Raw genomic sequence first — 21,553 nt, 5'->3', positions numbered from 1 at the left:
TTTAAACCGCTGCAGCACCACTCACAATCTCAGAAATTTCCTGAGTAATTGCGGCTTGTCGAGCTTTGTTGTACACAGTCTGTAGATCATCGATCATGCTGCCTGCATTATCAGTTGCAGACTTCATCGCAATCATTCGCGCTGCTTGCTCACAAGCAACGTTTTCAACTACAGCTTGGTATACCTGAGATTCAATGTAGCGAGTCAATAAGCCTTCAAGTAAATCTTGGGCATCGGGCTCGTACAAGTAATCCCACTGATGACGTAAGCCTTCGTCTTCGTCAGCTTGCAAAGGCAAGAGCTGATTAACGTAAGGGGCTTGCGTCATGGTATTAACAAAGTCATTACCAACAAGGTATAGGTGATCAATTTTGCCTTCCGCAAACGCGTCCAACATCACTTTCACACTACCGATCAGGTGTGATACTTCAGGCTGTTCGCCAGTATCACGAGTGCTAGCAACAATGTTGCCACCAACGCTCTTAAAGAACGCAGCTGCTTTTGCACCGATCAGACAGAAGTCGATTTCTACTTCTTGATCAGCCCACTCTTTACTGTGGCGAATAGCAGTTTTAAACAAGTTAATGTTCAAACCACCACATAAACCACGGTCGGTAGATACAAGAATGTATCCAACACGTTTAACTTCGCGCTCGCTCAAGTACATATGTTTGTACTCGGGATTACCCGCTGCGATGTGACGAACTACGGAGCGAATGCGCTGAGCGTAAGGTTTGCCCGCACTCATGCGGTCTTGCGCTCGACGCATTTTACTCGCGGCGACCATTTCCATCGCCTTGGTAATCTTTTGCGTATTTTTGATACTACCTATTTTGGTGCGTATCTCTTTTCCGCTAGCCATGGGCAATTACCAAGTTTGAGTGGCTTTGAAGTTATCTAGCGCAGCTTTGATGCCTGAAGCGATCTCGTCGTTATAAGCACCAGTATTCATTTGCGCCATTAGCTCAGCTTGCTCAGCATTCATGTAGCTCAACAAAGAGGCTTCGAAGTCGCCCAATTTGTTAACTTCTACATCTTGCAAGTAGCCTTCGTTTGCGGCGTAAACCACAACAGCCATCTCGCCAACGCTTTGCGGAGAATATTGCTTCTGCTTCATAAGCTCGGTTACGCGCTCACCATGATCCAACTGCGCTTTAGTAGCGTCATCGAGGTCGGAAGCGAACTGAGCAAAGGCAGCCAATTCACGGTACTGAGCAAGTGCGGTACGAATACCACCCGAAAGCTTCTTAACGATCTTAGTCTGTGCAGAACCACCTACACGAGAAACCGATACACCTGCGTTCATCGCAGGACGAATGCCGGCGTTAAACAAGTCAGTTTCTAAGAAGATCTGACCATCAGTAATTGAAATTACGTTGGTCGGTACGAATGCAGATACGTCACCAGCTTGAGTTTCAATGATAGGTAGAGCGGTCAATGAACCGGTTTTACCTTTCACTTCACCATTGGTGAATTTTTCTACGTATTCAGCATTTACACGAGCAGCACGCTCAAGAAGACGTGAATGCAAGTAGAAAACGTCACCAGGGTAGGCTTCACGGCCCGGTGGGCGACGTAGTAACAATGAAATCTGACGATAAGCCCAAGCTTGTTTAGTCAAATCATCGTAAATGATTAGAGCGTCTTCACCGCGATCACGGAAGTATTCACCCATGGTACAACCACCAAACGGAGCCAAGAACTGCATAGCAGCTGGATCAGATGCGGTAGCAGCAACAACGATGGTGTGATCCATTGCGCCGTGCTCTTCGAGCTTGCGAACAACAGAGGCAATTGAAGAAGCTTTCTGACCAACAGCAACGTAAACACACTTAATACCAGTGCCTTTTTGGTTGATGATGGCATCAACAGCGACAGCGGTTTTACCAGTCTGACGGTCACCAATGATCAACTCACGCTGACCACGACCGATTGGAACCATGGTATCAACTGCTTTCAAGCCGATTTGTACTGGCTGATCAACTGATTGACGAGCAATTACACCCGGTGCAATTTTTTCGATTGCGTCGGTTTGTTTTGCTTCGATAGGACCTTTACCGTCGATAGGGTTACCTAGTGCGTCTACAACGCGACCAAGCAGCTCTTCGCCGACAGGTACTTCTAGAATACGGCCTGTGCACTTACAGGTTTGGCCTTCCGCGATGCTTTTATAGTCACCAAGGATTACCGCACCAACAGAATCGCGCTCAAGGTTAAGCGCCATACCGAAGACACCGCCTTCAAACTCGATCATCTCACCGTACATTACGTCGGCAAGACCGTGGATACGAATAATACCGTCTGTTACTGAAACAACGGTACCTTCATTTTGCGCTTCGCTTGTTACTTCTAGCGAGTCGATGCGCGATTTAATAATTTCGCTAATTTCTGAAGGATTCAGCTGTTGCATACTGGATTTCCTACGTTCAATTCGATTATAAATTTGGCTGCTTCAGAGCAGCAGCCAAATCCAATTAGGCGCTTATCGCTCCGGCCAATTTATTAAGGCGACCACGGATCGAAGCATCGATCACGGTATCACCGGCACGGATAAACACACCACCAAGCAAGTCGCTGTTAACAGAAGTGCTGAGTTCAACTTCGCGAGCAAGCGTCTTTTTCAAACTCACTTGCAAAGCGCTCAACTGGGCTTCGTCTAAGTCAAATGCTGTCTCAATATTCACATCAACACTTTGCTCTTGATTGGCTTTGTACAACTCGTACAAAGTAGCAATCTCAGGCAAAAGCGCTAAACGATCATTCTCAGCAAGGATACTGACGAAGTTCTGTTGCTTTTTATTAAGCTTGTCAGCACAGATATCTTTTAGACTCTGGGCTTTTTGCTCTGCAGTGATCTGCGGAGCAGAGATCAAAGCAGCAGCGGGTGCTTGAGCTGACACTGCGGCTAGCAATGTCAACGCTTCAGCCCAACTGGCTAGATCACTGTCTTGCAAAGCACTTTCAAAAGCAGCTTTAGCGTAAGGGCGCGCAAGGGTTGTTAACTCTGCCATAGCTCGTTAATCCCCGTTTATAGCTCAGCGGCCAGTTTGTCCAGCATTGCAGCGTGAGCTTTCGCATCAACGCTTGCACCAAGTACTTTTTCAGCACCGGCTAATGCAAGAGTAGCCACTTGACCACGCAATTCTTCACGAGCCTGACTGATTTCGCGTTCAACTTCTGCACCAGCAGCAGCTTTAATGCGGTCGCCTTCAGCAACGGCTTGCTCTTTTGCTTCATCAACAATTTGAGCAGCACGCTTGTTAGCTTGATCAACAATTTGTGCAGCTTGTTCTTTAGCTTCACGCAGTTGTTCAGTGGCTTTTTTCTGGGCCAGTTCAAGATCTTTATCAGCTCGATCAGCCGCTTCTAAACCTTCTGCAATGCGCTTTTCGCGGTCTTGCATAACACCGATCAATGCGGGCCATACAAATTTCCAGCAAAAAGCTACGAAGATGAAAAACGTAACTGATTGACCGATAAGGGTAAGGTTAATATTCACACCTGCACCTCGTTAGTTAAGTATTGGAGGTAGATGTGATTAAAGACCTGGCGCTACAGCGAAGATCAAGTACATGCCGATACCAACACCGATCATTGGAACCGCATCAAGTAGACCAGCCATAAGGAACATTTTGCCTTGTAGAGCAGGACCTTGCTCAGGCTGACGTGCAGAACCTTCAAGCAATTTGCCACCTAGAGTACCAAAACCGATAGCAGTACCTAGAGCACCAAGACCAATAAGAAGAGCAGCAGCGATGTAAACAAGAGCTTGTGCCATTTGTATTTCTCCTAAGAAACGAAAATATAAAGTGAAAGTTAAAAGTGAAAGTTAATTAGTGTTCTTCATCATGGTTATCGTGAGCCATGGCCATATAAACCGTGGTCAGAACCATAAAGATAAAGGCCTGTAGGGTAATCACAAGTATGTGGAATACCGCCCAACCCCACTGCAAGAAGCCACCGACAACGCCAAAGAAGACGCCAACGCTAAACAACAATGCAATCAGGATGAAAATCATTTCGCCGGCATACATATTTCCGAACAATCGCAAGCCAAGCGAGATAGGCTTAGCAATCAAAGCAACGGTCTCAAGAATGGTATTCACCGGAATAAGAATAATATTTAGGTACCACAACTTCTTCGGTGCGAAGAATGGGTGGCAGGTAAGCTCTTTGATAAACCCCCAAAGACCTTTTTCTTTAATTGAGAAGATAATCATCAACAAGAAGACTGAAATAGCCATACCCAAAGTAGCATTTGGATCTGTTGTTGGTACCACTTTAAAGAAGAAGTGAGAGTCACCTGTAACAGCCATTGCCGCTGATGGCAGCCAATCTACCGGGATCAAATCCATCAGGTTCATTAAGAACACCCAACAGAAAATCGTTAAGCCCATTGGCGCGATCATGGTGTTTTTGTGATGGAAGATATCACTAACAGTGTTGTTAACAAAATCAACGATCAACTCTACAAAGCTTTGTACACCAGTAGGAACACCAGCTTGAGCTTTCTTAGAAACACGCCAAAACATAAAACAAAAAAGACTCGCCAACAAGATAGACCAACCCATGGTATCGACATGTACGGCATTAAAGCCCATGTCTTTGGCTTCTTGGCTTGTATGGGCCAAAGTCCAGGTTGATTGCTCAAGTACAGTTTCTGTACCGTCGCTGTTGTGACGAACATAACCAGAAGGCAATTTGCCGTAGGTCATATTTTGCAGGTGATGCTGGATATATCCAGTGGCTGTTAAGCCTTCAGATGAACTTGCCATAGCTAATTAGCTACCCATTTAACTATAAAAGAAACTGTTTATGCCTCTTGTAAAAGAGACGTTCTGAGGCTCATCCTTGTCAAAAACCGTTGCAGCGGCCTTTGACAACCTCATTCGCTGGTGGTTTCAGCGAAAGTGTTGGCAACCTTACGGGCAAGCCAACACTGTAAAATCAACATCAGGCAAAAGCCTGTAAAAAGAGCCATCACATTTAGCGGTTGCACAAAGCGAAAGATCAACGCAAAGCACACTGCAGTGAGTGATAACTTGCCCATCTGCCCCCACATAAAACTCTGCTTAATCCAAGCAGCGTGGCGGGCGCCTCGAAAACGAAAAGCATAGTAGGTGAAATAGAGATTGGGTAGAACGAACACAATCATACCTAGCCCAAGGGAGTAACACTCAACCTTGCCCCAAAGGGCGGCTATAGGTACAACTATGACAAAAGCAATCAGCTGGAACTTTAGGCTGAAAAGCAGCGGGCTAAAGTTTTTCATGCAGGCTGATCTACGTTATTTGCTACCAGTCGTTTAATGGGCGATGAAACCTGTCAGATTTGTTGTGATAGCTGCTATTAAACACGCTAAATAGGCTGTTTAAGCAATAGCACTCTGATCTACATTAAACGAGAATCATTTCTCTAATTATCACCCCATGCAGGCTGGGGCTGGCAGATTATAGGGATGATGAACTAGCTGTTCAACAACTGCTTTATCTTTTACTGCTGTGTTTTGCCTTATTGCAATAACAAAGCATGCAAAATGGAGGTATTACGTACTCAAATCAAATATTGCTTGTGCTTTAACATCTCCGTTCACCAATAAACTTACTTGATGTAAGCCGGAGTAATACTGGCGAGTACTAAGTACTTTAAAACTTTGCTTCTTGCTTAGTTCAAGCTTCTCCCCCGGATCGAGCTCTACATTCTTCCACTTGAATACCTTGCTGCTTACAGAACCATTTTTCTTCACAAAAGCGATACTGTAATCAATAACAAAGCGTCCAGCTTCAGCCCCGCACAGCAAATGGGCGACCAATTCTAAGCTGGCGCCTATAGAAACTCTATCACCAGAAAGACTTAGCTCTGCTTTTTCTAGCTCACCGTGATATCCAAGCAGACGCAAAGCCTTACTATTACCCAGCTTAACCAAGCTACGCAGGCCGTGCTTTATCACCCAAAGGCAGCGTTTAGCTAGCTCCGGCTCTAGATCTCGCGCCAACCATGACTCACAAGTATCGATAAGCCACTCAGGATTGTCCTTACCAATATCATTTAGGTTATTAGCCACAGACCTGCGCACATAGAGGCTGTCGTCAGTGCTCAATGCTCTTAAGAAAGCTTCCAGTGGTACAGGGTCTGAACGATATTTTGTTAACTGAGCCCCCCAAGGCAATCGGGGCCGAGTCCCTTCGCTGATCAAGCGCCTAATATGCTCATCTTTGCTACCTAACCACGCTTCAAAAAACGTAAAGCAAAGAGCCTCATGCTTCTCAAGGTAGGGGCGTATAGCAAACTCGGCACTAAATAAGTGAGTCAGCTTGGCTAAGCAGGGCAGGGCAAGTTCAGGCTGCTCAATCCCCTCTAGACCAATAAACTCAATCAAGGGCCATGCCTCAAAGGCAGTCAAAGTCTTATTGCGCTCTTGATTTTCAGATAGCTTATCGAATAACTGCGTTATCTTCAGGTATTCAACTGACAAAACCTGCTTAAGAGCGTGAACGATATGAAAGACCCTTTGCTTCAAAGACAGTTGATCGAGCCCCGTTAAAGCAAGCTCACTAAAGCTCATGGCATCAAATTCACAAGCTAAGTCAGTGAATAAAGCTGCTAGTTTTTTGACTGAAGTGGCGTTAATTTCATCCTTTAACAACTTGTTATCCATAACGGATTTTTTCCTATGTCTGGTTCAAGCTTGGTCTATGCTTAGAAGGCTTCGATCCGATAGATAAAAGTTAAAACATGTCTGACCGCGTCCTCATTATTGAAGACACAAAGTCCTTTGCTTTGTTGCTGCAAAAGTTGCTCTCAGAAAACGGCGGTTTTCAGAGCGATGTCGCCTATAGCATGGCAGAAGCCGAGGCCTTACTTCAAGAGAAGGCTGCAAGCTATTTCGCAGCTATTGTCGATCTAAATTTGCCCGATGCCCCCTCTGGGGAGGCTACGGATATTGTTGTCGCAAGGAATATTCCCGCCGTTGTTTTTACAAGCACCAATGATCAAAGCCTAAAACAAGATCTTTGGGATAAAGGCATTGCAGATTATGCCAGCAAAAACGGCAGCCATAGCCTTGAGTACATCTGTTGGATTATGGCTCGACTGCATAAAAATAAAGATGTTGAAGTTCTTGTTGTTGATGACAGCCTAGTCGCACGAAAAACGATAAAGAAATTACTTAAAACTCAGCGCCTGACAGTACATGAAGCTGAAGATGCCAAACAAGCCTTACAGGTCTTAGAAAAAAACTCAGATATTAAGGTAGCCATCCTTGACTGCTACATGGGTGAAACAAGCGGATTAGAATTAGCAGCCAAGATCCGAGAGAGCCGTCACCGTGATGTATTTGAAATCATTGGTGTCAGCGGGGAAGATGGGCGAGCGCTTTCAGCTCAATTTATAAAAAGTGGAGCCGATGACTTCCTTCTAAAACCCTTTGTGCCAGAAGAACTGTTATGCAGAGTTAATCATGCAATTGATAGAATAGAAAACTACAGTAAACTTCAAGAACTCAATCACACAAAAAACAAACTTCTCGGGACGGTCGCGCACGATATTAGAGGGCCGGTAGGTGCGATTAAAACAGCAGCTAATTATATTATTAAGCGCCAGCCTAAAATAGAAAGACAATCGCAACTGCTTAATATGATTGAAAATAGCAGTGAAGCATTACTAGATTTGCTTAGTGATTTATTAGACGTAAGCGCGATTGAAAGCGGTGAGTTAAAACTTAATATTGAAAACGAAGATATCAGCCGTTTAATTGATGACCGAATTCAACTTTACTCCTCAGATGCTGAGAGTAAGAATATGAGCCTCAATAAAATTCAGTTTGATAAAATTCAAGCCAATATTGATTCGGTAAAAATACGACAAGTCATTGATAACCTAATAACCAACGCCATTAAGTACAGCCCAACAGGAAGTCCAATAGAAATATCCTTAGTAGATAATAATGATTGTTTTGAGTTTTGTGTCAGTGATTCAGGCCCAGGTATTAAAGAAGAAGAACAAGCCGATTTATTTAAAGCATTTAAAGTACTAAGTAGCCAAGCTACAGGTGGTGAAAAAAGTACAGGCTTAGGCTTAGCTATAGCCAATACGGTTGTACAGGCACATAAAGGAAAAATTTCCTATAAAAAAAGCCGGCTCGGTGGAGCCAGCTTTCAGGTGAATATCCCTAAATAGACTAATGTAAATCACTAATAAGCTTGTCTAATGATTTAATTAAAATCGGGAAGGCAACTTCATGCCCGTAGATATGTAAATCTTCTACTTCAAAAAATTCTATTTTCTCTAGCTCTGAATCAGACCATATCAATTTCATCATAGGTTCATGCTCATCAATACTGACAGCAATCACTCTATCATATTCATTAAAGTGCTCTGTTTGAACATGCTTGGGCATACGTGTATGTGCCTGAGGATTAATACCTAACTCATCTAATTTTGCTAACGTTTGAGCGGCAATTGGTCCGACATTACCATTGCCTGTAAAATCTCGTTGTATGCCCATTGAATCGGCAGACCAATTCAGTTTTCTTTCTTTACAATGATAATTAAAGTACTCTTCAGAAAAACGACTTCGGTAGTAATTACCCGTACAAAGAAAAAGTATTTTTTTCATTAATATTAATCTCTAAAGTTTTTAAACTGAAAGGGTTGTCCCAAATCAGCACTACGAACACATTGCATGGCACTTTGTAAATCATCACGCTTTTTACCTGTTACACGTAATTCTTCGCCTTGGATCTGTGTTTGTACTTTTAACTTGCTATCTTTAAGTAACTTTACAATTTTTTTAGCAATCTCTTTTTCAATACCTTCTTTAAAATTTACCTTAAGTTTTACGCCTTTACTTGCCCCCTCTATGCTTCCGCTATCCATCATACCAGGGTCAATCTTTCGCTTAACTAGCTTAGAGATCAGGATGTCTTTCATTTGGTTAATTTGAAATTCAGCATCGGCTTTTAAGATGGCATCAGGGTCAGCCCATTCAAAGCTAGCATTCACTCCTCGGAAATCAAAACGTGTTTCAAGTTCACGTTGAGCATTCTCAATCGCATTTTGTAATTCGTGTTTGTCTATTTCAGATACAATGTCAAAAGATGGCACGGCCATATCTCCATTAAAACTTAATCAATATTTAAGGAGCACACTTTGCGCGGTCAAGGTACTCACGTTCATTACTCCGAAGTCAGCTGGTCTAGCCTAAAGAAGCTTCTGCCTTATCTTTGGCGCTATAAGCAGCGGCTCGTTCTGTCGATAAGCTTACTCATTGCAGCCAAGGTAGCAAGTATAACTCTGCCCTTTGTACTAAAACACATTGTTGACGGGCTAGATACACCACTGAATCAAGCTATTGCAGTACCACTTGCCTTACTAATAGCATACGGGGCAGTACGCCTAGCAAATGTTTTATTTTCAGAACTAAGAGATACCGTCTTTGGGCGCGTCACAGAACATGCAATGCATGACATTGCATTAAAAGTATTTAAACACCTACATAACTTAGATCTCGCTTTTCATTTAGATAGAAAAACAGGAGGGCTTGGCCGCGATATTGATAGAGGTACCAATGGTATCAGTTTCTTATTGCGGTTTATGGTATTTAACATCATTCCCACATTACTAGAAATCATTCTGGTTATGGTTATTTTGTCTGGTAAGTACAGCTGGATTTTCGGGTTAATTGTTTTCTTAGCAATCTCTAGCTATATCGCATGGTCTGTTTGGGCAACAGAAAGAAGAACTAAATTTGTTCGAGAGATGAACAAAGCTGATTCCGATACGAATACTCGCGCCGTAGATTCTTTACTCAATTTCGAAACGGTTAAGTACTTTGGTAATGAGGACTATGAAGCAAGCTGTTATGACAAAAACTTAAGCCAATGGGAAAATGCACGTAGAAATAACCGTTTAAGTATCTTTGCTCTTAATGGTGGGCAGGCCACCATTATCAGTATCTTTATGACCTTGGCCATGATCTTTGCAGCCTATCAAGTCTCCCAAGGCCACATGACCTTGGGAGACTTCGTGTTAATAAATGCTTTTATGATGCAAATTTTTATGCCTTTAAATTTTCTTGGCTTTGTTTATAGAGAAATGAAAGGTGCTATGGCTAATATTGAAAAATTATTTGATTTACTATCAGTAAAAACAAAGATCATAGAAAAAGATAAGGCACAGGACCTGATTGTTAAAAAGGGCAGTATTGATATCGATGATATCAGCTTTTCTTATAATGCCAAACGCAAGGTTATCGATAATCTGACTGTATCAATTAAAGAAAATAGTAAGGTTGCGATAGTTGGTAGCAGTGGAAGTGGAAAATCTACGATCAGTAAACTTCTTTTTAGGTTTTATGATTGCGATGCAGGACATATAAAAATCGATGGACAAGATATTAGTGACGTATCATTACACTCTTTAAGACAAGCCATTGCTTTTGTTCCGCAAGATACCGTACTTTTTAATAGCAGTATTTATGAGAACATTCGTTATGGTTGTGTTGAAGCTAGTGAATCCGATATCAATAAAGCTATTAAGCTTGCACACTTAGAAAAGTTTATTTCATCACTTCCTGATGGTTTAGATACTTTGGTTGGTGAGCGAGGCCTTAAACTCAGTGGCGGAGAAAAACAACGTGTAGCTATAGCACGTTGTATATTAAAGAACCCCAAAATACTGATCTTTGATGAAGCAACTTCTTCTTTAGACAGCGAAAGTGAAAAAGAAATACTTAAAGCTGTCGAGGAAATATCAGAAAATAAAACATGCATTATGATTGCGCATAGATTATCAACCATAGCTAATGCGGATCATATTATTGTTATTGAAGATGGCAAAGTACTGGAACAAGGTAATCACACAGAGCTTATTGCCAAGCAATCTCGTTATAGTGAACTCTGGTCCTTACAGGAGAACGATGATTAACTTTCAAATGCACCAGTGAATAACTTTAAGTACTGGTGCGCTTCTTCTCTTATTTTTTCAATAAAATCAGGAGATTCTTCTTTAAAACCTAAACGCTTATATGCAGGAAGTGTATCTAACTCAGAAACAGGTACACTTCTATATGCAGCCATTCTGACTAAAACCAAAGCAAGACTAATAACATCAGCTAGGTTAGCTTTATTACTTTCTCTTTTTAAATCATCCGAAGTCTCTACTACTTCTATAATGACTTCAGGAAACTCCCAGTGTTTAAGTAAATCACTGCCCATCTTCTTTTTAATGTTATTGGCAGATAATACCTGATTACTTACTCGGTTTAGCATACTCGGGTATTGATCAAGATAAGCAATACTGACTAGCGTCCCCATCTCATACATCAAGCCTGCCAATAAACACTGGCCCTGATTGAATGAAGGTTTTGCTCTTTTTCCAATAACCGCTGCAAATGTGGCAAGCTTCATGGAACTCTGCCATAACCTAGCCATTGCCGTACATAGATCTTCTTTATCGGAATGAAAAACTTCTTTCACAACCATCACGGTGATAAGTTGCACACTTAAATCTAAGCCCAAACGAACTACTGCGGTACGAACAGTATCGACTTTAGGTAGGCCTGCAAAAAAAGCGGAGTTTGCATCTCGAATGAGTTTAGCTGCGATAGCTGCATCAAGTTGCACCGCACTTACTATTTCATCCAGTGATACTTCGGGGTTTTGGATAACATCAAATATCATCGAGCTGACATTATCAAAATTGGAGATATTAATTCTATTTTCGACAATGGCTTTGCTGGCACTGATTAAAAACTGCTTAACCGCATCCATGTCATTTGTTGGTGCGTAATCATCTTCATCAAAATGAGCAAAGCTTGCAAAAGCATCTCCGCTGACGGGTACTGTTTTTCTTAATTGATGCAGAAGGTCGATATCAATGTTGATAAACATGGCTGATTTAGACGCAACCACCGCACTGAACTTTCTTGGACGCAGTAGGGCGATAGGGAAGTGCGCAGCCGTTTCACCAGCGATCACATTCTTTTTTCGGCCATCTTCAGCAACTAACTCAATCTCACCTTCACATAAGAAGTGCTCGACCTTGTCATTATCACCGACTTCAAATAGCTGACTGCCTTTTTTTTCTGTTTCGATGGAGATCTGGCTGGCAGCTATTAACTTGCCTTGCTCATCTAAATCGCAGAATGGTTCAAAACAATCGAGCTGTTTTAGACTAACGCTCATGGGGCCTCCCTATACCAATGCAGTCGCGCACTATCAGTATAGGAAGCTTTGAAACTAATGCTTAAAAAGCATGAACGACTTCTTGGTACGCCATAGCGTTATGACGCAAAAGCTTGGCTTTGCAAATCAGGCCTGATAATTGAGGTGGGCCAAGATGCCATCAAGCTCATCTAGATTATTGTATTTCAGCACCAACTTACCGCTGCCTTTTTTACTGTGCTGAACCTCAACAGGTACACCCACTTGCTCACCAAGCTTCTCTTGAAGACTGAGGATGTCGCGATTCTCTTCTTCAACAATGACCTTTTCTAGATCATCACTTTCTTGGGCTTTTTTAGATAGAGCTTCCGCTTGGCGAACACTTAAACCTTTAGCCACAATGGCTCTTGCAACTTGGCGTTGTTTTTCAGGCTCAAGGCTAAGCAAGCAGCGCGCATGGCCCATTTCCAGATCGCCATGCTCAAGCATGGTTTTTACTTCATCACTTAAGTTCAATAAGCGTAAAGTATTGGTAACTGCGGTTCGGCTTTTGCCTACTGCCTCAGCCACTTCTTTTTGGGTCAGTTCAAACTCATCTTGAAGGCGTTTAAGCGCAAAAGCCTCTTCCATAGGATTAAGATCTTCACGCTGAATGTTCTCAATCAGCGCCATCGCAATCGCTGTTTCATCCGCAACTTCGCGGATGAGCACAGGAATGGTATCTAGGCCGGCCAACTGTGAAGCGCGCCAGCGTCGTTCACCGGCAATAATCTCATACTTGTCGTCACCAATGGGGCGCACAACAATCGGCTGCATAACCCCTTGGGTCTTAATCGATTCGGCAAGCTCTTCTAGCGCGACAGGGTCCATATCACGGCGTGGCTGATATTTACCACGCTGTAGGAATTCAACCGGCAGTTTCTTTAAGGTGCCATCAGCACTGGCTGTTGCTTGTGCTTCGTCAGGAGCTGGCTCAGTGGAAGCAGGTTCCGCTGTGGCAGCTAATAAGGCATCTAAGCCGCGTCCTAAACCCCTTTTCTTCACCATAAAATCCTCTTTAGCTGGCAACTTCGGCTGTATTTGTATGTTCTTTTTCGCGTCGATTAATCTCACCCGCTAAAGCTAGGTAAGAAATAGCGCCCTTACTTTGCTTGTCATAAGCAATAACCGGCACGCCATAACTAGGCGCTTCGGCCAAGCGAACATTACGAGGGATGCACGTTCGATAGACTGCATCACCAAAATGCTCTTTAAGCTGTGCGCTCACATCCTTAGTAAGACTATTGCGCGGGTCGTACATAGTCCGCAGGATACCCTCAAGTTTTAAGTTGGGGTTCAGCACACTTTGAATCGAATTGATTGTGCCCATCAAGGCAGATAAACCTTCAAGAGCATAGTACTCACACTGCATTGGAATAATAACGCCATCACAGGCACTTAATGCATTTACCGTTAGCATATTAAGCGACGGAGGGCAGTCTATCAGCATGTAATCGTAACGATCAGCGACTTTTGCCAACGCTAGCGCAAGGCGTTTTTCTTTGTTGCCCTTTTGCAATAGAACGACTTCGGCTGCGGTTAAATCACCGTTTGCCGGCAGAACATCAAATAAGCCCTCTTCACTGCGTTGAACAACCGTTTCAATGGGGGCATCTTCTGCGAGTACATCGTAGACACTAAGCTCGACTTCATTCTTGTCGACGCCACTGCCCATAGTTGCATTGCCTTGAGGGTCAAGATCGATCAATAACACATTGCGCTTGGTCGCTGCGAGCGAGGCAGCAAGGTTAACGCAGGTGGTGGTTTTACCGACCCCGCCTTTCTGATTTGCTATGGCAATAATTTTAGACACGCTTTGTTCCCCTGACCCTGAAACGGCCATCAGTAATTCACTGAGCTTGGCTCAGTTTGGCTCCGTCTTTTTGTTTTGGAGGATGAGTAAACAGCGTTCGCCTTCTACACCCGGTGCGAGGAGCTCATAGTGCTCGCTGACGATATAGTGTTTTTGCATCTCACTCAACTCTGCATCGGGAAACAATCCCTTCATTGCCCAGAAAGTACCCGAGCTGTGCAGTAGGTGTTCACACCATGCAGTAAAATTGGCTACCGAACTAAAAGCGCGACTGATGACGTTATCGTAAAGCTGATCTGGCTTGTGATCTTCAACCCTGCAATTAAACAGCTCAACATTGGCCAAGTTGAGGGTTTGCTTCACCTGAAAAAGAAAGCGCATTTTTTTACCGGCAGAATCCAATAGGCTGAAGTGGCGCTCAGGAAAGCAGATAGCAAGCACAATGCCGGGTAAGCCGCCGCCGGTGCCAACATCGATACAGCGTTGCCCACCTTTTTTTTCATACAGTGGCACGACACTTAAGCTATCAACAATATGCTTAAGGAATATACCCTCAGCGTCTCGAATGGCGCTTAAGTTGTAAGTGGCATTCCACTTAAGAAACAAAGCCCAATAATCATGTAATTTTTGCTGCTGCTCTACACTTAAAGCTATCTCAAGCTGACTGCAGACAGAACTAAGCTGAACAAAAAACGCATCTTTATCAAACATCTAACTGACTCGCAGCTTTTCGGCTGTGCTTTTTCAAGTAAATCAATAACAGAGATACTGCAGCAGGGGTTACACCAGGGACACGACTAGCACGAGCAATGGTTTCAGGTTTTGCATTGCCAAGCTTTTCTTGCAGTTCATTACTCAAACCTTCCACCGTGCTGTAATCAAAATCGGCAGGGATAGGCGTATTCTGCTGAGCTTTTAATTTATTGATCTCACTTTGCTGGCGTTCGATATAACCACTGTATTTCGCACTGATTTCAACTTGCTCTGCAACGCTAGCTTGCTCAACACCGGTGCCCAGCAGATCTTTGATATCAGCATAAGTAAGCTCGGGACGCTTTAACAAATCCATCAAGCTATATTCACGCGTTAAGGTCGAGGTTAATTTAGGCTCTAACTCTGCAGCTTGCTCTGATTTAGCCTGCACCCATGTTTCTTTTAAGCGCTGTGTTTCTTGCTCAATAGCCTCTCGTTTGTCACAAAATGCTTGCCAGCGCTCATCGTCAACAAGCCCGAGCTCTCGCCCCTTTTCTGTCAAACGTAAATCCGCATTATCTTGGCGCAATAACAAACGATACTCAGCTCGACTGGTGAACATACGATATGGCTCGTTGGTTCCCATGCTAATGAGATCGTCTACCAACACCCCAACATAGGCTTCATCCCGCTCTGGGCACCAAGCTTCTTTTTCTTTTGCACGTTGACCTGCGTTAAGTCCAGCCAACAAACCTTGGGCGGCCGCCTCTTCATAACCGGTTGTACCGTTGATTTGCCCCGCAAAAAATAAACCATTAAGGCTACGTGTTTCTAGACTGGGCTTTAAGCCTCGCGGATCAAAGAAATCATATTCAATAGCGTAACCTGGGCGGCTGATGTGTGCCTTTTCAAAACCTTTTATCGAACGAACAAACTTAAGTTGTACATCAAAGGGCAGGCTAGTGCTGATGCCATTAGGGTACAGCTCATTAGTTGATAAACCTTCAGGTTCAATAAATATCTGGTGACTATCTTTATCAGAAAATCGATTGATTTTATCTTCAATAGAGGGGCAATAACGCGGCCCAACACCTTCGATCTTGCCGGTGAACATTGGCGATCGATCAAAACCCTCACGTATATACTCGTGAGTTTCTAAATTTGTGTGAGTAATCCAGCAACATGTTTGTTCTGGGTGATCATTAACGGAGCCCATATAACTCATAACAGGGGTTGGTTTATCCCCCCATTGCTCTTCAAGACCACTAAAATCAACGGAACGTGCATCAATTCTAGGTGGAGTACCAGTTTTCAAACGGCGAACATCAAGAGGTTGTTCACGCAATCTGTCTGCTAGGGCAATTGACGGTGGGTCACCTGCTCGACCACCGCTGTAATTGTCCATACCAATATGAATACGGCCACCCAAGAAGGTGCCTGCAGTTAACACAACGGACTTGGCGCTAAATTTAAGCCCCATTTGTGTAACAACACCGGTAACTACATCACCTTCTACAATTAGATCATCTGCCGCCTGTTGGAAGATATCTAGATTAGGCTGTTTTTCTAGAATTTCTCGTATCGCTGCTTTGTACAAAGCACGGTCTGCCTGAGCACGTGTTGCTCGAACAGCAGGACCTTTACGGCTGTTTAATACTCTCCATTGAATACCGGCCTTATCTGTAGCTAGGGCCATTGCCCCGCCTAGGGCATCCACTTCCATAACAAGATGGCTTTTTCCTATGCCTCCAATGGCTGGATTGCAGCTCATTTGGCCTAGGGTCTCAATATTATGCGTTAACAATAGGGTGCGACATCCCATTCTTGCGGAAGCTAAACACGCTTCTGTTCCTGCGTGTCCTCCACCAATAACGATAACGTCATAAGACTCAGGGTAATTCATAGCATCAAAGAGGGTATAGAAATAGGGGCGTGCATTATAGAGAAGTTGTTTAAAAAAAGAACTGTTACTTATTAAGTATTAAATAGATATATATGTATATATAGATATATATGTTTTTTATAGTAGTTATAGTTATATAGTAAGCCATTATCTGTGTATAAGCCTATATTTCATATATAAATCAATGGCTTGCATAGATTGTAAACCGTGTATGACACTTGTAAATCAGTGAAAACAGCTGTTTATTAGCTCTGTATAAAAAGCGACTTTATCCACCGAACTTAAGTTAGCTTAGTTACCCCCATTTTTATCAACAGCAACATACAGAGCTTATCTCCTTGGTTTTATTAGTTTTTTTTGTTTTTGTGTTGGCATAAAAAACAACATTGTTAACATCGTGTAATAAGAATGTGAACAATATGTGGGTGTTTATTAAGCTGTATACAGTAACTCAACTAATTTGAGGATATCTTGAGCTTAATTTGTTAATAAGTCTGTTGGTAAGCATAGGCAGGCTCTTACTCTAGGGCCTGTGTTCGGTTTTAAGCCATCTTGAGTGCATATATGGCAAGACTTAATAAGGAGGAAATAAGAGTGGAATAACAGAGGTGAGAGCGCTAAGAACGCTATTATTGGCATCAGCTTGTATGTATTTTGTATAAGGTGTTCTTATTACAGTAGCAAAGCTCTTAGGTTTCTAAAGCTGCTTAGAGTTTATCTAGCATTGAGCTAAGTGGCTGTTTCTGGTGTTAAAACTTGCTGAGAGAGGAATACTGGGAGGTGGGCTTTAAGTATATAAAGCCTGAACGGGCTTATTTACCGATACAGAAGCTAGAGAATATCTTTCCTAATAGGGCGTCTGGGCTTAGTCGGCCTGTGATCTCTCCTAGAGCTTCTTGAGCTTGTCGAAGGTCTTCAGCCAGCAGTTCACCTGCACAAAGTGTTTTCAGTTGTAACATACCTGCTTCGCAGAGCTCATAAGCTCGCTGCAATGCATCGAGATGGCGGCGGCGAGCACTAAAACCGCCTTCAGTGGTGCTGCTAAGCCCCATCGTATCAAGTAGGTGCTGACGGAGCTCTTCTAAACCTGAGCCCTGTTTGGCACTTAATTGAAAGCTCGGTACTTGATCGCTGCTCTTTGGAGCTTGCGTGCATAAATCTACCTTGTTAAATACCAAGCTTAATTTATTTTTTAATTCACTGTTTGCAAAAAAGTCGGGCCATTGCTCATGGATTTCTTGCTCTGACCAAGTGTTTGAATCGATCAGTAAAAGAATACGATCGGCTTCTTCAATTGCTTTCCAAGCGCGTTGTATTCCTATTTGCTCTACTTCGTTGTCGGTTTCACGAATGCCTGCTGTATCAGTCAGGTGTAGTGGCATACCATTAATATGAATGTGCTCTGTCAGTGTGTCGCGTGTCGTACCGGCTATATCTGTAACAATCGCGACCTCTTTTTCTGCCAAAGCATTTAATAAGGTGCTTTTACCCGCATTGGGTTTTCCCGCAAGTACAACCTTCATACCTTCTCGAAGGGTAGAGCCTTGTTTAGCTTTTTCTTGTACGACAGCAAAGTGTTTAAGCAAGTCATTCATTTTGCTTTCGACAATACCATCGCTAAGAAAATCAATTTCTTCTTCTGGAAAATCAATCGCCGATTCGACATAGATCCTTAAGTGGGTCAGTTGTTCGACCAAGTAATCTATCTCTTTCGCAAAAGCGCCTTTAAGGCTATTCATTGCTTGCTGAGCTGCTTGACGAGAAGAGGCGTCAATTAGGTCTGCGATGGCTTCAGCTTGAGTTAAATCGAGTTTGTCATTTAAAAATGCGCGTTCTGAAAACTCACCGGGTCTTGCCAAACGTGCACCGAGTTGCAGGCAGCGTTCAACCACCATGTCGAGTAAGACAGGTCCGCCGTGACCTTGAAATTCAAAGACATCCTCACCGGTAAACGAATGAGGATTTTGGAAGAAAATAGCGATACCTTGGTCGATAACGCTGTTATTTGAATAGAAATCGCAGTGTGTTGCGTAGCGCGTTTTTAATTCGCGCTTTGTGCATAGTTTTGCTATGCGTGAAGCATCTGGGCCAGACACCCGAACAATGCCAACACCACCGCGACCAGGAGCGGTGGCTATGGCACAAATGGTGTCTTGATCACTCATTTAATCTTTGCTTTCGTCTGCACGTTCGATTTGACGAGTAATAATATACTGCTGAGTAATACTTAAGGTGTTGTTAACAACCCAGTAAAGAACCAAACCAGCAGGGAACATTAAGAACAACACGGTAAAGAATACAGGCAGCCACTGCATTACTTTAGCTTGCATTGGGTCTGGAGGAGTCGGGTTTAATTTTTGCTGGATGAACATAGTAAAGCCCATGATCAAAGGCAAAATGAAATAAGGGTCTTTAACACTTAAATCGGTAATCCATAGAGCAAAAGGAGCATGGCGAAGCTCAACACTTTCCATCAGCATCCAATATAAAGAAATAAATACGGGCATTTGCAACAATATAGGTAAGCAACCGCCAAGAGGATTTACTTTCTCTTTCTTATAAATCTTCATTAACTCGGTCGACATTTTTTGCCTGTCGTCACCGTAGCGCTCTTTAAGCTCAGCCATCATGGGCTGTAATTTACGCATCTTAGCCATTGAGCGATAACTTACAGCTGATGGGTAAAAGAACATTATTTTTATACCAAGGGTTAATAAGATAATCGCTACGCCCCAATTACCTGCAAAACCGTGAATCCAATCCAGTGCAAAAAATAACGGTTTAGCAATAAACCATAAGAAACCGTAGTCGATGGTAAGATCTAAGTGAGGACTAATGGCTTCTAAAGTACGTAAGTTTTTAGGGCCTGCATAAAACTCACTAGAAATAGTCGCTTGCTGTTTAGGTTCTACACTTGAAACAGGGCCAACGTACTCAAAGATATATAAGTTGCTATTCGCTTGCTTACGTAAATTATAGGTATTGCTAACTTCTTGGTTTGGAATCCAGGCACTAATAAAATAGTGCTGTACCATAGAAACCCAGCCTCCTAATTTTGTTTCTTTTACCTTTTCTTCTTCAATATCGCTAAAGCTAAATTTGGCATAGTTCTTTTCATTGGTTGTAATTGCGGGGCCTAAAAATGGGCTAACACCAATACCAACATCTGTTGCTACGTCATAATCTGTTCGACGTATTTGCCCATAAGGTGCGGCCTGCCAAATAGCATCACTCTGATTATTGACGAGGTAGTCAATAGCAATTAAGTAAGAGTCACGAGTAAAGGTAAAGCGTTTGGTTAAAGCTACATCACCTTTATTAAATTCTAAATCGACAATCAGTTTATCTTGGCCGTCTACTAATTTATAAGTGTGTGAGGCGCTTTTATAAATGGGCCTATCTATAGCGCTTTTGTCGGTACCATTTGGTCCCACTAAACCGCTTTGCGCAACGTAACTGTCGTTAGCGCCTCTGTTTAATAAAACAAAAGCTTCTTGTGAGTCTTCTGTAACGGTGTGTTTGGGGAGAGCAACAAAAACAATATCGCCGCCAAGAGGGTCAATCTTTACCTCTAGGTCATCGGTTGTTACATAAATTAATTCAGATGAGGTTTGTACTGCTTCAGCAGCAGGCACGCTCACTGCTGGGCTTTGTACACTTGGCAGGTCTGATGTTTGCGTTGTAACAGGTGCTTCTGCTGGAGCACTTGGAAGTGCTTGGCTGGAAACGGTTTCGGTTGTTTGCTGTGGCTTTTGTGCTTCAGTGAAATCATTCCACTGTAAGAACAATAAGTAGGAAACTACACCAATGGCTGCCATTAAGACATAACGAAGGCGGTTCATTATCAATTTGACCTTGTATTCTCTGTTTGCGTACCTGGAACGGGGTCGTCTCCGCCCTCGTGCCAGGGGTGGCATTTACGAATTCGGTTTAGGCTCAAAAAACTTCCACGAAATAAGCCGTGTGTCTTCAGGGCTTGTAGCGCATAGCTTGAGCAACTGGGGTTAAAGCGGCAGTGTGGGCCGAGCAGGGGACTGATAAATAGCTGGTAAATACGGATCAGCAAGCAAGGTAGGAGAACTAATGCCAAACGACAGTAGCGAATCAAAGATTGCTCTGGTTTTGCAGAAGCTTTTGCTGTTTTTTGCTGACGCGCTTCCATAGACCATTAAGGATTTTGGTTACTTCGCTGTTATCAAGAGTATCGGCGCTGCTGCGCGCAAGCACTATAACATCTATCGGCGGAAGTTTCTTAAGTCTCAAGCGAAAGCTTTCGCGGATCAAGCGTTTGATGCGATTACGACGGACTGCGAGTTTGATTTGTTTTTTTGCGATAACCAGCCCTAGGCGGGCATGCTTATTATTATTGGGTTTAGCAAGAATAAGCAGAGAGGGATGGGATACGCGAATCGGGGCCTGATCAAACACATACTGAAATTGAGCTTGGTTCAATAGGCGCTGAGGCTTGCTGAACACATTAGGCTCAATTTCTGGAGAGATACTCACCCCGGGTTCACTAATCTACATAGTGAGGCTGAGCCTTCACTTATGCAGAAAGAACCTTACGACCTTTAGCGCGACGACGAGCCAATACTTTACGGCCGTTCTTGGTTGCCATGCGAGCACGGAAACCGTGAGTGCGCTTACGTTTTAAGTTACTAGGTTGGAATGTACGTTTCATATCAATCTTCTTTAAGTGAAGTTAGACCTGGGGCTTAGCCCGGCATTAGCCTGGCCTTGTAAAAGGACGCGCGATTCTATGCGATCACTGTTCGAATTGCAATCAATTGTTGTTCTTCTTGTTTTAAGATTAAAGTAACGGTTGATTACTTTGTGGGCAAAATAACTAATGTGCGTATTTGAACAGTTTTTATACTGCTTGTTAACTTGTTATTAACTGGGTTATCCACAATTTGGTTTATTTTTTCATTGTGATTATAA

22 protein-coding genes are annotated in these 21,553 nt (G+C 43.0%); 2 read left to right on the top strand and 20 right to left on the bottom strand.

Going from position 1 to position 21,553, the window contains the following annotated elements:
• Position 1: 1 nt before the first annotated feature.
• The 8 genes from atpG to AB1S55_RS04160 all read right to left on the bottom strand — a co-directional run bounded on the left by atpG (position 2) and on the right by AB1S55_RS04160 (position 6,658).
• Positions 2–862, bottom strand: a complete 861-nt coding sequence (gene atpG, locus AB1S55_RS04195; protein WP_370980537.1) for a F0F1 ATP synthase subunit gamma — start codon at positions 860–862, stop codon at positions 2–4.
• A gap of 6 nt (positions 863–868) precedes the next feature.
• On the bottom strand, positions 869–2,410 hold the full coding sequence (gene atpA, locus AB1S55_RS04190) for a F0F1 ATP synthase subunit alpha (RefSeq protein WP_370980536.1): 1,542 nt from the start codon (positions 2,408–2,410) through the stop codon (positions 869–871).
• 64 nt (positions 2,411–2,474) lie between these two features.
• Positions 2,475–3,011 carry a F0F1 ATP synthase subunit delta gene (locus AB1S55_RS04185; protein ID WP_370980535.1) on the bottom strand — a complete coding sequence of 179 codons (537 nt, stop codon included), beginning with the start codon at positions 3,009–3,011 and terminating at the stop codon, positions 2,475–2,477.
• Positions 3,012–3,028: 17 nt separating this feature from the next.
• Positions 3,029–3,499 (bottom strand): F0F1 ATP synthase subunit B, encoded by a 471-nt coding sequence (locus AB1S55_RS04180; protein WP_370980534.1) that lies wholly within the window; start codon positions 3,497–3,499, stop codon positions 3,029–3,031.
• A gap of 39 nt (positions 3,500–3,538) precedes the next feature.
• Complete coding sequence (gene atpE / locus AB1S55_RS04175) at positions 3,539–3,778, bottom strand: F0F1 ATP synthase subunit C (RefSeq protein ID WP_096086639.1); 240 nt, start codon at positions 3,776–3,778, stop codon at positions 3,539–3,541.
• A gap of 55 nt (positions 3,779–3,833) precedes the next feature.
• A complete protein-coding gene (gene atpB / locus AB1S55_RS04170) occupies positions 3,834–4,775 on the bottom strand; it encodes a F0F1 ATP synthase subunit A (RefSeq protein ID WP_370980533.1) in 942 nt (313 codons plus the stop codon).
• 110 nt (positions 4,776–4,885) lie between these two features.
• Positions 4,886–5,272, bottom strand: coding sequence for an ATP synthase subunit I (locus AB1S55_RS04165; protein ID WP_370980532.1), 387 nt, complete (start codon positions 5,270–5,272; stop codon positions 4,886–4,888).
• 273 nt (positions 5,273–5,545) lie between these two features.
• A complete protein-coding gene (locus AB1S55_RS04160; RefSeq protein ID WP_370980531.1) occupies positions 5,546–6,658 on the bottom strand; it encodes a hypothetical protein in 1,113 nt (370 codons plus the stop codon).
• Positions 6,659–6,735: 77 nt separating this feature from the next.
• Here AB1S55_RS04160 and AB1S55_RS04155 point away from each other — a divergent pair, with 77 nt between their 5' ends.
• The gene (locus AB1S55_RS04155; protein WP_370980530.1) at positions 6,736–8,178 is read left to right on the top strand and encodes a response regulator; all 1,443 of its coding nucleotides are present in this window, start codon (positions 6,736–6,738) and stop codon (positions 8,176–8,178) included.
• 1 nt (position 8,179) lies between these two features.
• Here the strand turns inward: AB1S55_RS04155 and AB1S55_RS04150 are convergent, their stop codons facing one another.
• Together AB1S55_RS04150 and AB1S55_RS04145 are read right to left on the bottom strand one after the other, a co-directional pair.
• Positions 8,180–8,617, bottom strand: a complete 438-nt coding sequence (locus AB1S55_RS04150) for a low molecular weight phosphatase family protein (protein ID WP_370980529.1) — start codon at positions 8,615–8,617, stop codon at positions 8,180–8,182.
• A 5-nt stretch (positions 8,618–8,622) separates the two neighbouring features.
• Entirely contained in the window at positions 8,623–9,105 is a 483-nt protein-coding gene (locus AB1S55_RS04145) for a YajQ family cyclic di-GMP-binding protein (RefSeq protein ID WP_370980528.1), read from the bottom strand.
• 45 nt (positions 9,106–9,150) lie between these two features.
• On the opposite strand from AB1S55_RS04145, the gene AB1S55_RS04140 reads away from it, so the two are divergent.
• Positions 9,151–10,926, top strand: a complete 1,776-nt coding sequence (locus AB1S55_RS04140) for an ABC transporter ATP-binding protein/permease (protein WP_370980527.1) — start codon at positions 9,151–9,153, stop codon at positions 10,924–10,926.
• On the opposite strand, the gene AB1S55_RS04135 is transcribed toward AB1S55_RS04140, so the two are convergent.
• From AB1S55_RS04135 to rpmH, 10 genes are all read right to left on the bottom strand, one after another.
• Positions 10,923–12,185, bottom strand: coding sequence for an HDOD domain-containing protein (locus tag AB1S55_RS04135; RefSeq protein ID WP_370980526.1), 1,263 nt, complete (start codon positions 12,183–12,185; stop codon positions 10,923–10,925). The two genes, AB1S55_RS04140 and AB1S55_RS04135, sit on opposite strands and share 4 nt — an antisense overlap.
• 126 nt (positions 12,186–12,311) lie before the next feature.
• A complete protein-coding gene (locus AB1S55_RS04130; RefSeq protein WP_370980525.1) occupies positions 12,312–13,211 on the bottom strand; it encodes a ParB/RepB/Spo0J family partition protein in 900 nt (299 codons plus the stop codon).
• Positions 13,212–13,221: 10 nt separating this feature from the next.
• Entirely contained in the window at positions 13,222–14,016 is a 795-nt protein-coding gene (locus tag AB1S55_RS04125) for a ParA family protein (protein ID WP_370980524.1), read from the bottom strand.
• 51 nt (positions 14,017–14,067) lie between these two features.
• Positions 14,068–14,727 carry a 16S rRNA (guanine(527)-N(7))-methyltransferase RsmG gene (rsmG, locus tag AB1S55_RS04120; RefSeq protein WP_370980523.1) on the bottom strand — a complete coding sequence of 220 codons (660 nt, stop codon included), beginning with the start codon at positions 14,725–14,727 and terminating at the stop codon, positions 14,068–14,070.
• Complete coding sequence (gene mnmG, locus AB1S55_RS04115; protein WP_370980522.1) at positions 14,720–16,612, bottom strand: tRNA uridine-5-carboxymethylaminomethyl(34) synthesis enzyme MnmG; 1,893 nt, start codon at positions 16,610–16,612, stop codon at positions 14,720–14,722. The genes rsmG and mnmG overlap by 8 nt, the downstream gene beginning before the upstream one ends.
• 812 nt (positions 16,613–17,424) lie before the next feature.
• Positions 17,425–18,777: a tRNA uridine-5-carboxymethylaminomethyl(34) synthesis GTPase MnmE gene (gene mnmE / locus AB1S55_RS04110; RefSeq protein WP_370980521.1), complete on the bottom strand. Its 1,353-nt coding sequence runs from the start codon at positions 18,775–18,777 to the stop codon at positions 17,425–17,427.
• A complete protein-coding gene (gene yidC, locus AB1S55_RS04105) occupies positions 18,778–20,454 on the bottom strand; it encodes a membrane protein insertase YidC (RefSeq protein WP_370980520.1) in 1,677 nt (558 codons plus the stop codon). It abuts the gene before it with no gap.
• Between the two features lie 2 nt (positions 20,455–20,456).
• Positions 20,457–20,774 carry a membrane protein insertion efficiency factor YidD gene (yidD, locus tag AB1S55_RS04100; protein ID WP_370980519.1) on the bottom strand — a complete coding sequence of 106 codons (318 nt, stop codon included), beginning with the start codon at positions 20,772–20,774 and terminating at the stop codon, positions 20,457–20,459.
• Positions 20,717–21,118: a ribonuclease P protein component gene (gene rnpA, locus AB1S55_RS04095; RefSeq protein ID WP_370980518.1), complete on the bottom strand. Its 402-nt coding sequence runs from the start codon at positions 21,116–21,118 to the stop codon at positions 20,717–20,719. The genes yidD and rnpA overlap by 58 nt, the downstream gene beginning before the upstream one ends.
• Positions 21,119–21,158: 40 nt before the next feature.
• Positions 21,159–21,293, bottom strand: a complete 135-nt coding sequence (gene rpmH / locus AB1S55_RS04090; protein WP_067157157.1) for a 50S ribosomal protein L34 — start codon at positions 21,291–21,293, stop codon at positions 21,159–21,161.
• Positions 21,294–21,553 lie beyond the last annotated feature (260 nt).

The organism is Agaribacterium sp. ZY112 (genome assembly GCF_041346925.1).
Taxonomy (GTDB): Bacteria; Pseudomonadota; Gammaproteobacteria; order Pseudomonadales; family Cellvibrionaceae; genus Agaribacterium.
The sequence above is the reverse complement of the archived record's forward strand: the minus strand, read 5'-3'. Positions and strand labels throughout refer to the sequence as shown.

What these genes read in the sequence shown, in the direction of transcription:
- AB1S55_RS04150 (WP_370980529.1), bottom strand. Translation starts at nt 8,617, where the DNA reads ATGAAAAAAATACTTTTTCTTTGTACGGGTAATTACTACCGAAGTCGT.
- rpmH (WP_067157157.1), bottom strand. Translation starts at nt 21,293, where the DNA reads ATGAAACGTACATTCCAACCTAGTAACTTAAAACGTAAGCGCACTCAC.
- atpB (WP_370980533.1), bottom strand. Translation starts at nt 4,775, where the DNA reads ATGGCAAGTTCATCTGAAGGCTTAACAGCCACTGGATATATCCAGCAT.
- atpA (WP_370980536.1), bottom strand. Translation starts at nt 2,410, where the DNA reads ATGCAACAGCTGAATCCTTCAGAAATTAGCGAAATTATTAAATCGCGC.
- mnmE (WP_370980521.1), bottom strand. Translation starts at nt 18,777, where the DNA reads ATGAGTGATCAAGACACCATTTGTGCCATAGCCACCGCTCCTGGTCGC.
- mnmG (WP_370980522.1), bottom strand. Translation starts at nt 16,612, where the DNA reads ATGAATTACCCTGAGTCTTATGACGTTATCGTTATTGGTGGAGGACAC.
- AB1S55_RS04165 (WP_370980532.1), bottom strand. Translation starts at nt 5,272, where the DNA reads ATGAAAAACTTTAGCCCGCTGCTTTTCAGCCTAAAGTTCCAGCTGATT.
- rsmG (WP_370980523.1), bottom strand. Translation starts at nt 14,727, where the DNA reads ATGTTTGATAAAGATGCGTTTTTTGTTCAGCTTAGTTCTGTCTGCAGT.
- AB1S55_RS04185 (WP_370980535.1), bottom strand. Translation starts at nt 3,011, where the DNA reads ATGGCAGAGTTAACAACCCTTGCGCGCCCTTACGCTAAAGCTGCTTTT.
- AB1S55_RS04130 (WP_370980525.1), bottom strand. Translation starts at nt 13,211, where the DNA reads ATGGTGAAGAAAAGGGGTTTAGGACGCGGCTTAGATGCCTTATTAGCT.
- yidC (WP_370980520.1), bottom strand. Translation starts at nt 20,454, where the DNA reads ATGAACCGCCTTCGTTATGTCTTAATGGCAGCCATTGGTGTAGTTTCC.
- AB1S55_RS04160 (WP_370980531.1), bottom strand. Translation starts at nt 6,658, where the DNA reads ATGGATAACAAGTTGTTAAAGGATGAAATTAACGCCACTTCAGTCAAA.
- atpE (WP_096086639.1), bottom strand. Translation starts at nt 3,778, where the DNA reads ATGGCACAAGCTCTTGTTTACATCGCTGCTGCTCTTCTTATTGGTCTT.
- AB1S55_RS04135 (WP_370980526.1), bottom strand. Translation starts at nt 12,185, where the DNA reads ATGAGCGTTAGTCTAAAACAGCTCGATTGTTTTGAACCATTCTGCGAT.
- atpG (WP_370980537.1), bottom strand. Translation starts at nt 862, where the DNA reads ATGGCTAGCGGAAAAGAGATACGCACCAAAATAGGTAGTATCAAAAAT.
- AB1S55_RS04155 (WP_370980530.1), top strand. Translation starts at nt 6,736, where the DNA reads ATGTCTGACCGCGTCCTCATTATTGAAGACACAAAGTCCTTTGCTTTG.
- yidD (WP_370980519.1), bottom strand. Translation starts at nt 20,774, where the DNA reads ATGGAAGCGCGTCAGCAAAAAACAGCAAAAGCTTCTGCAAAACCAGAG.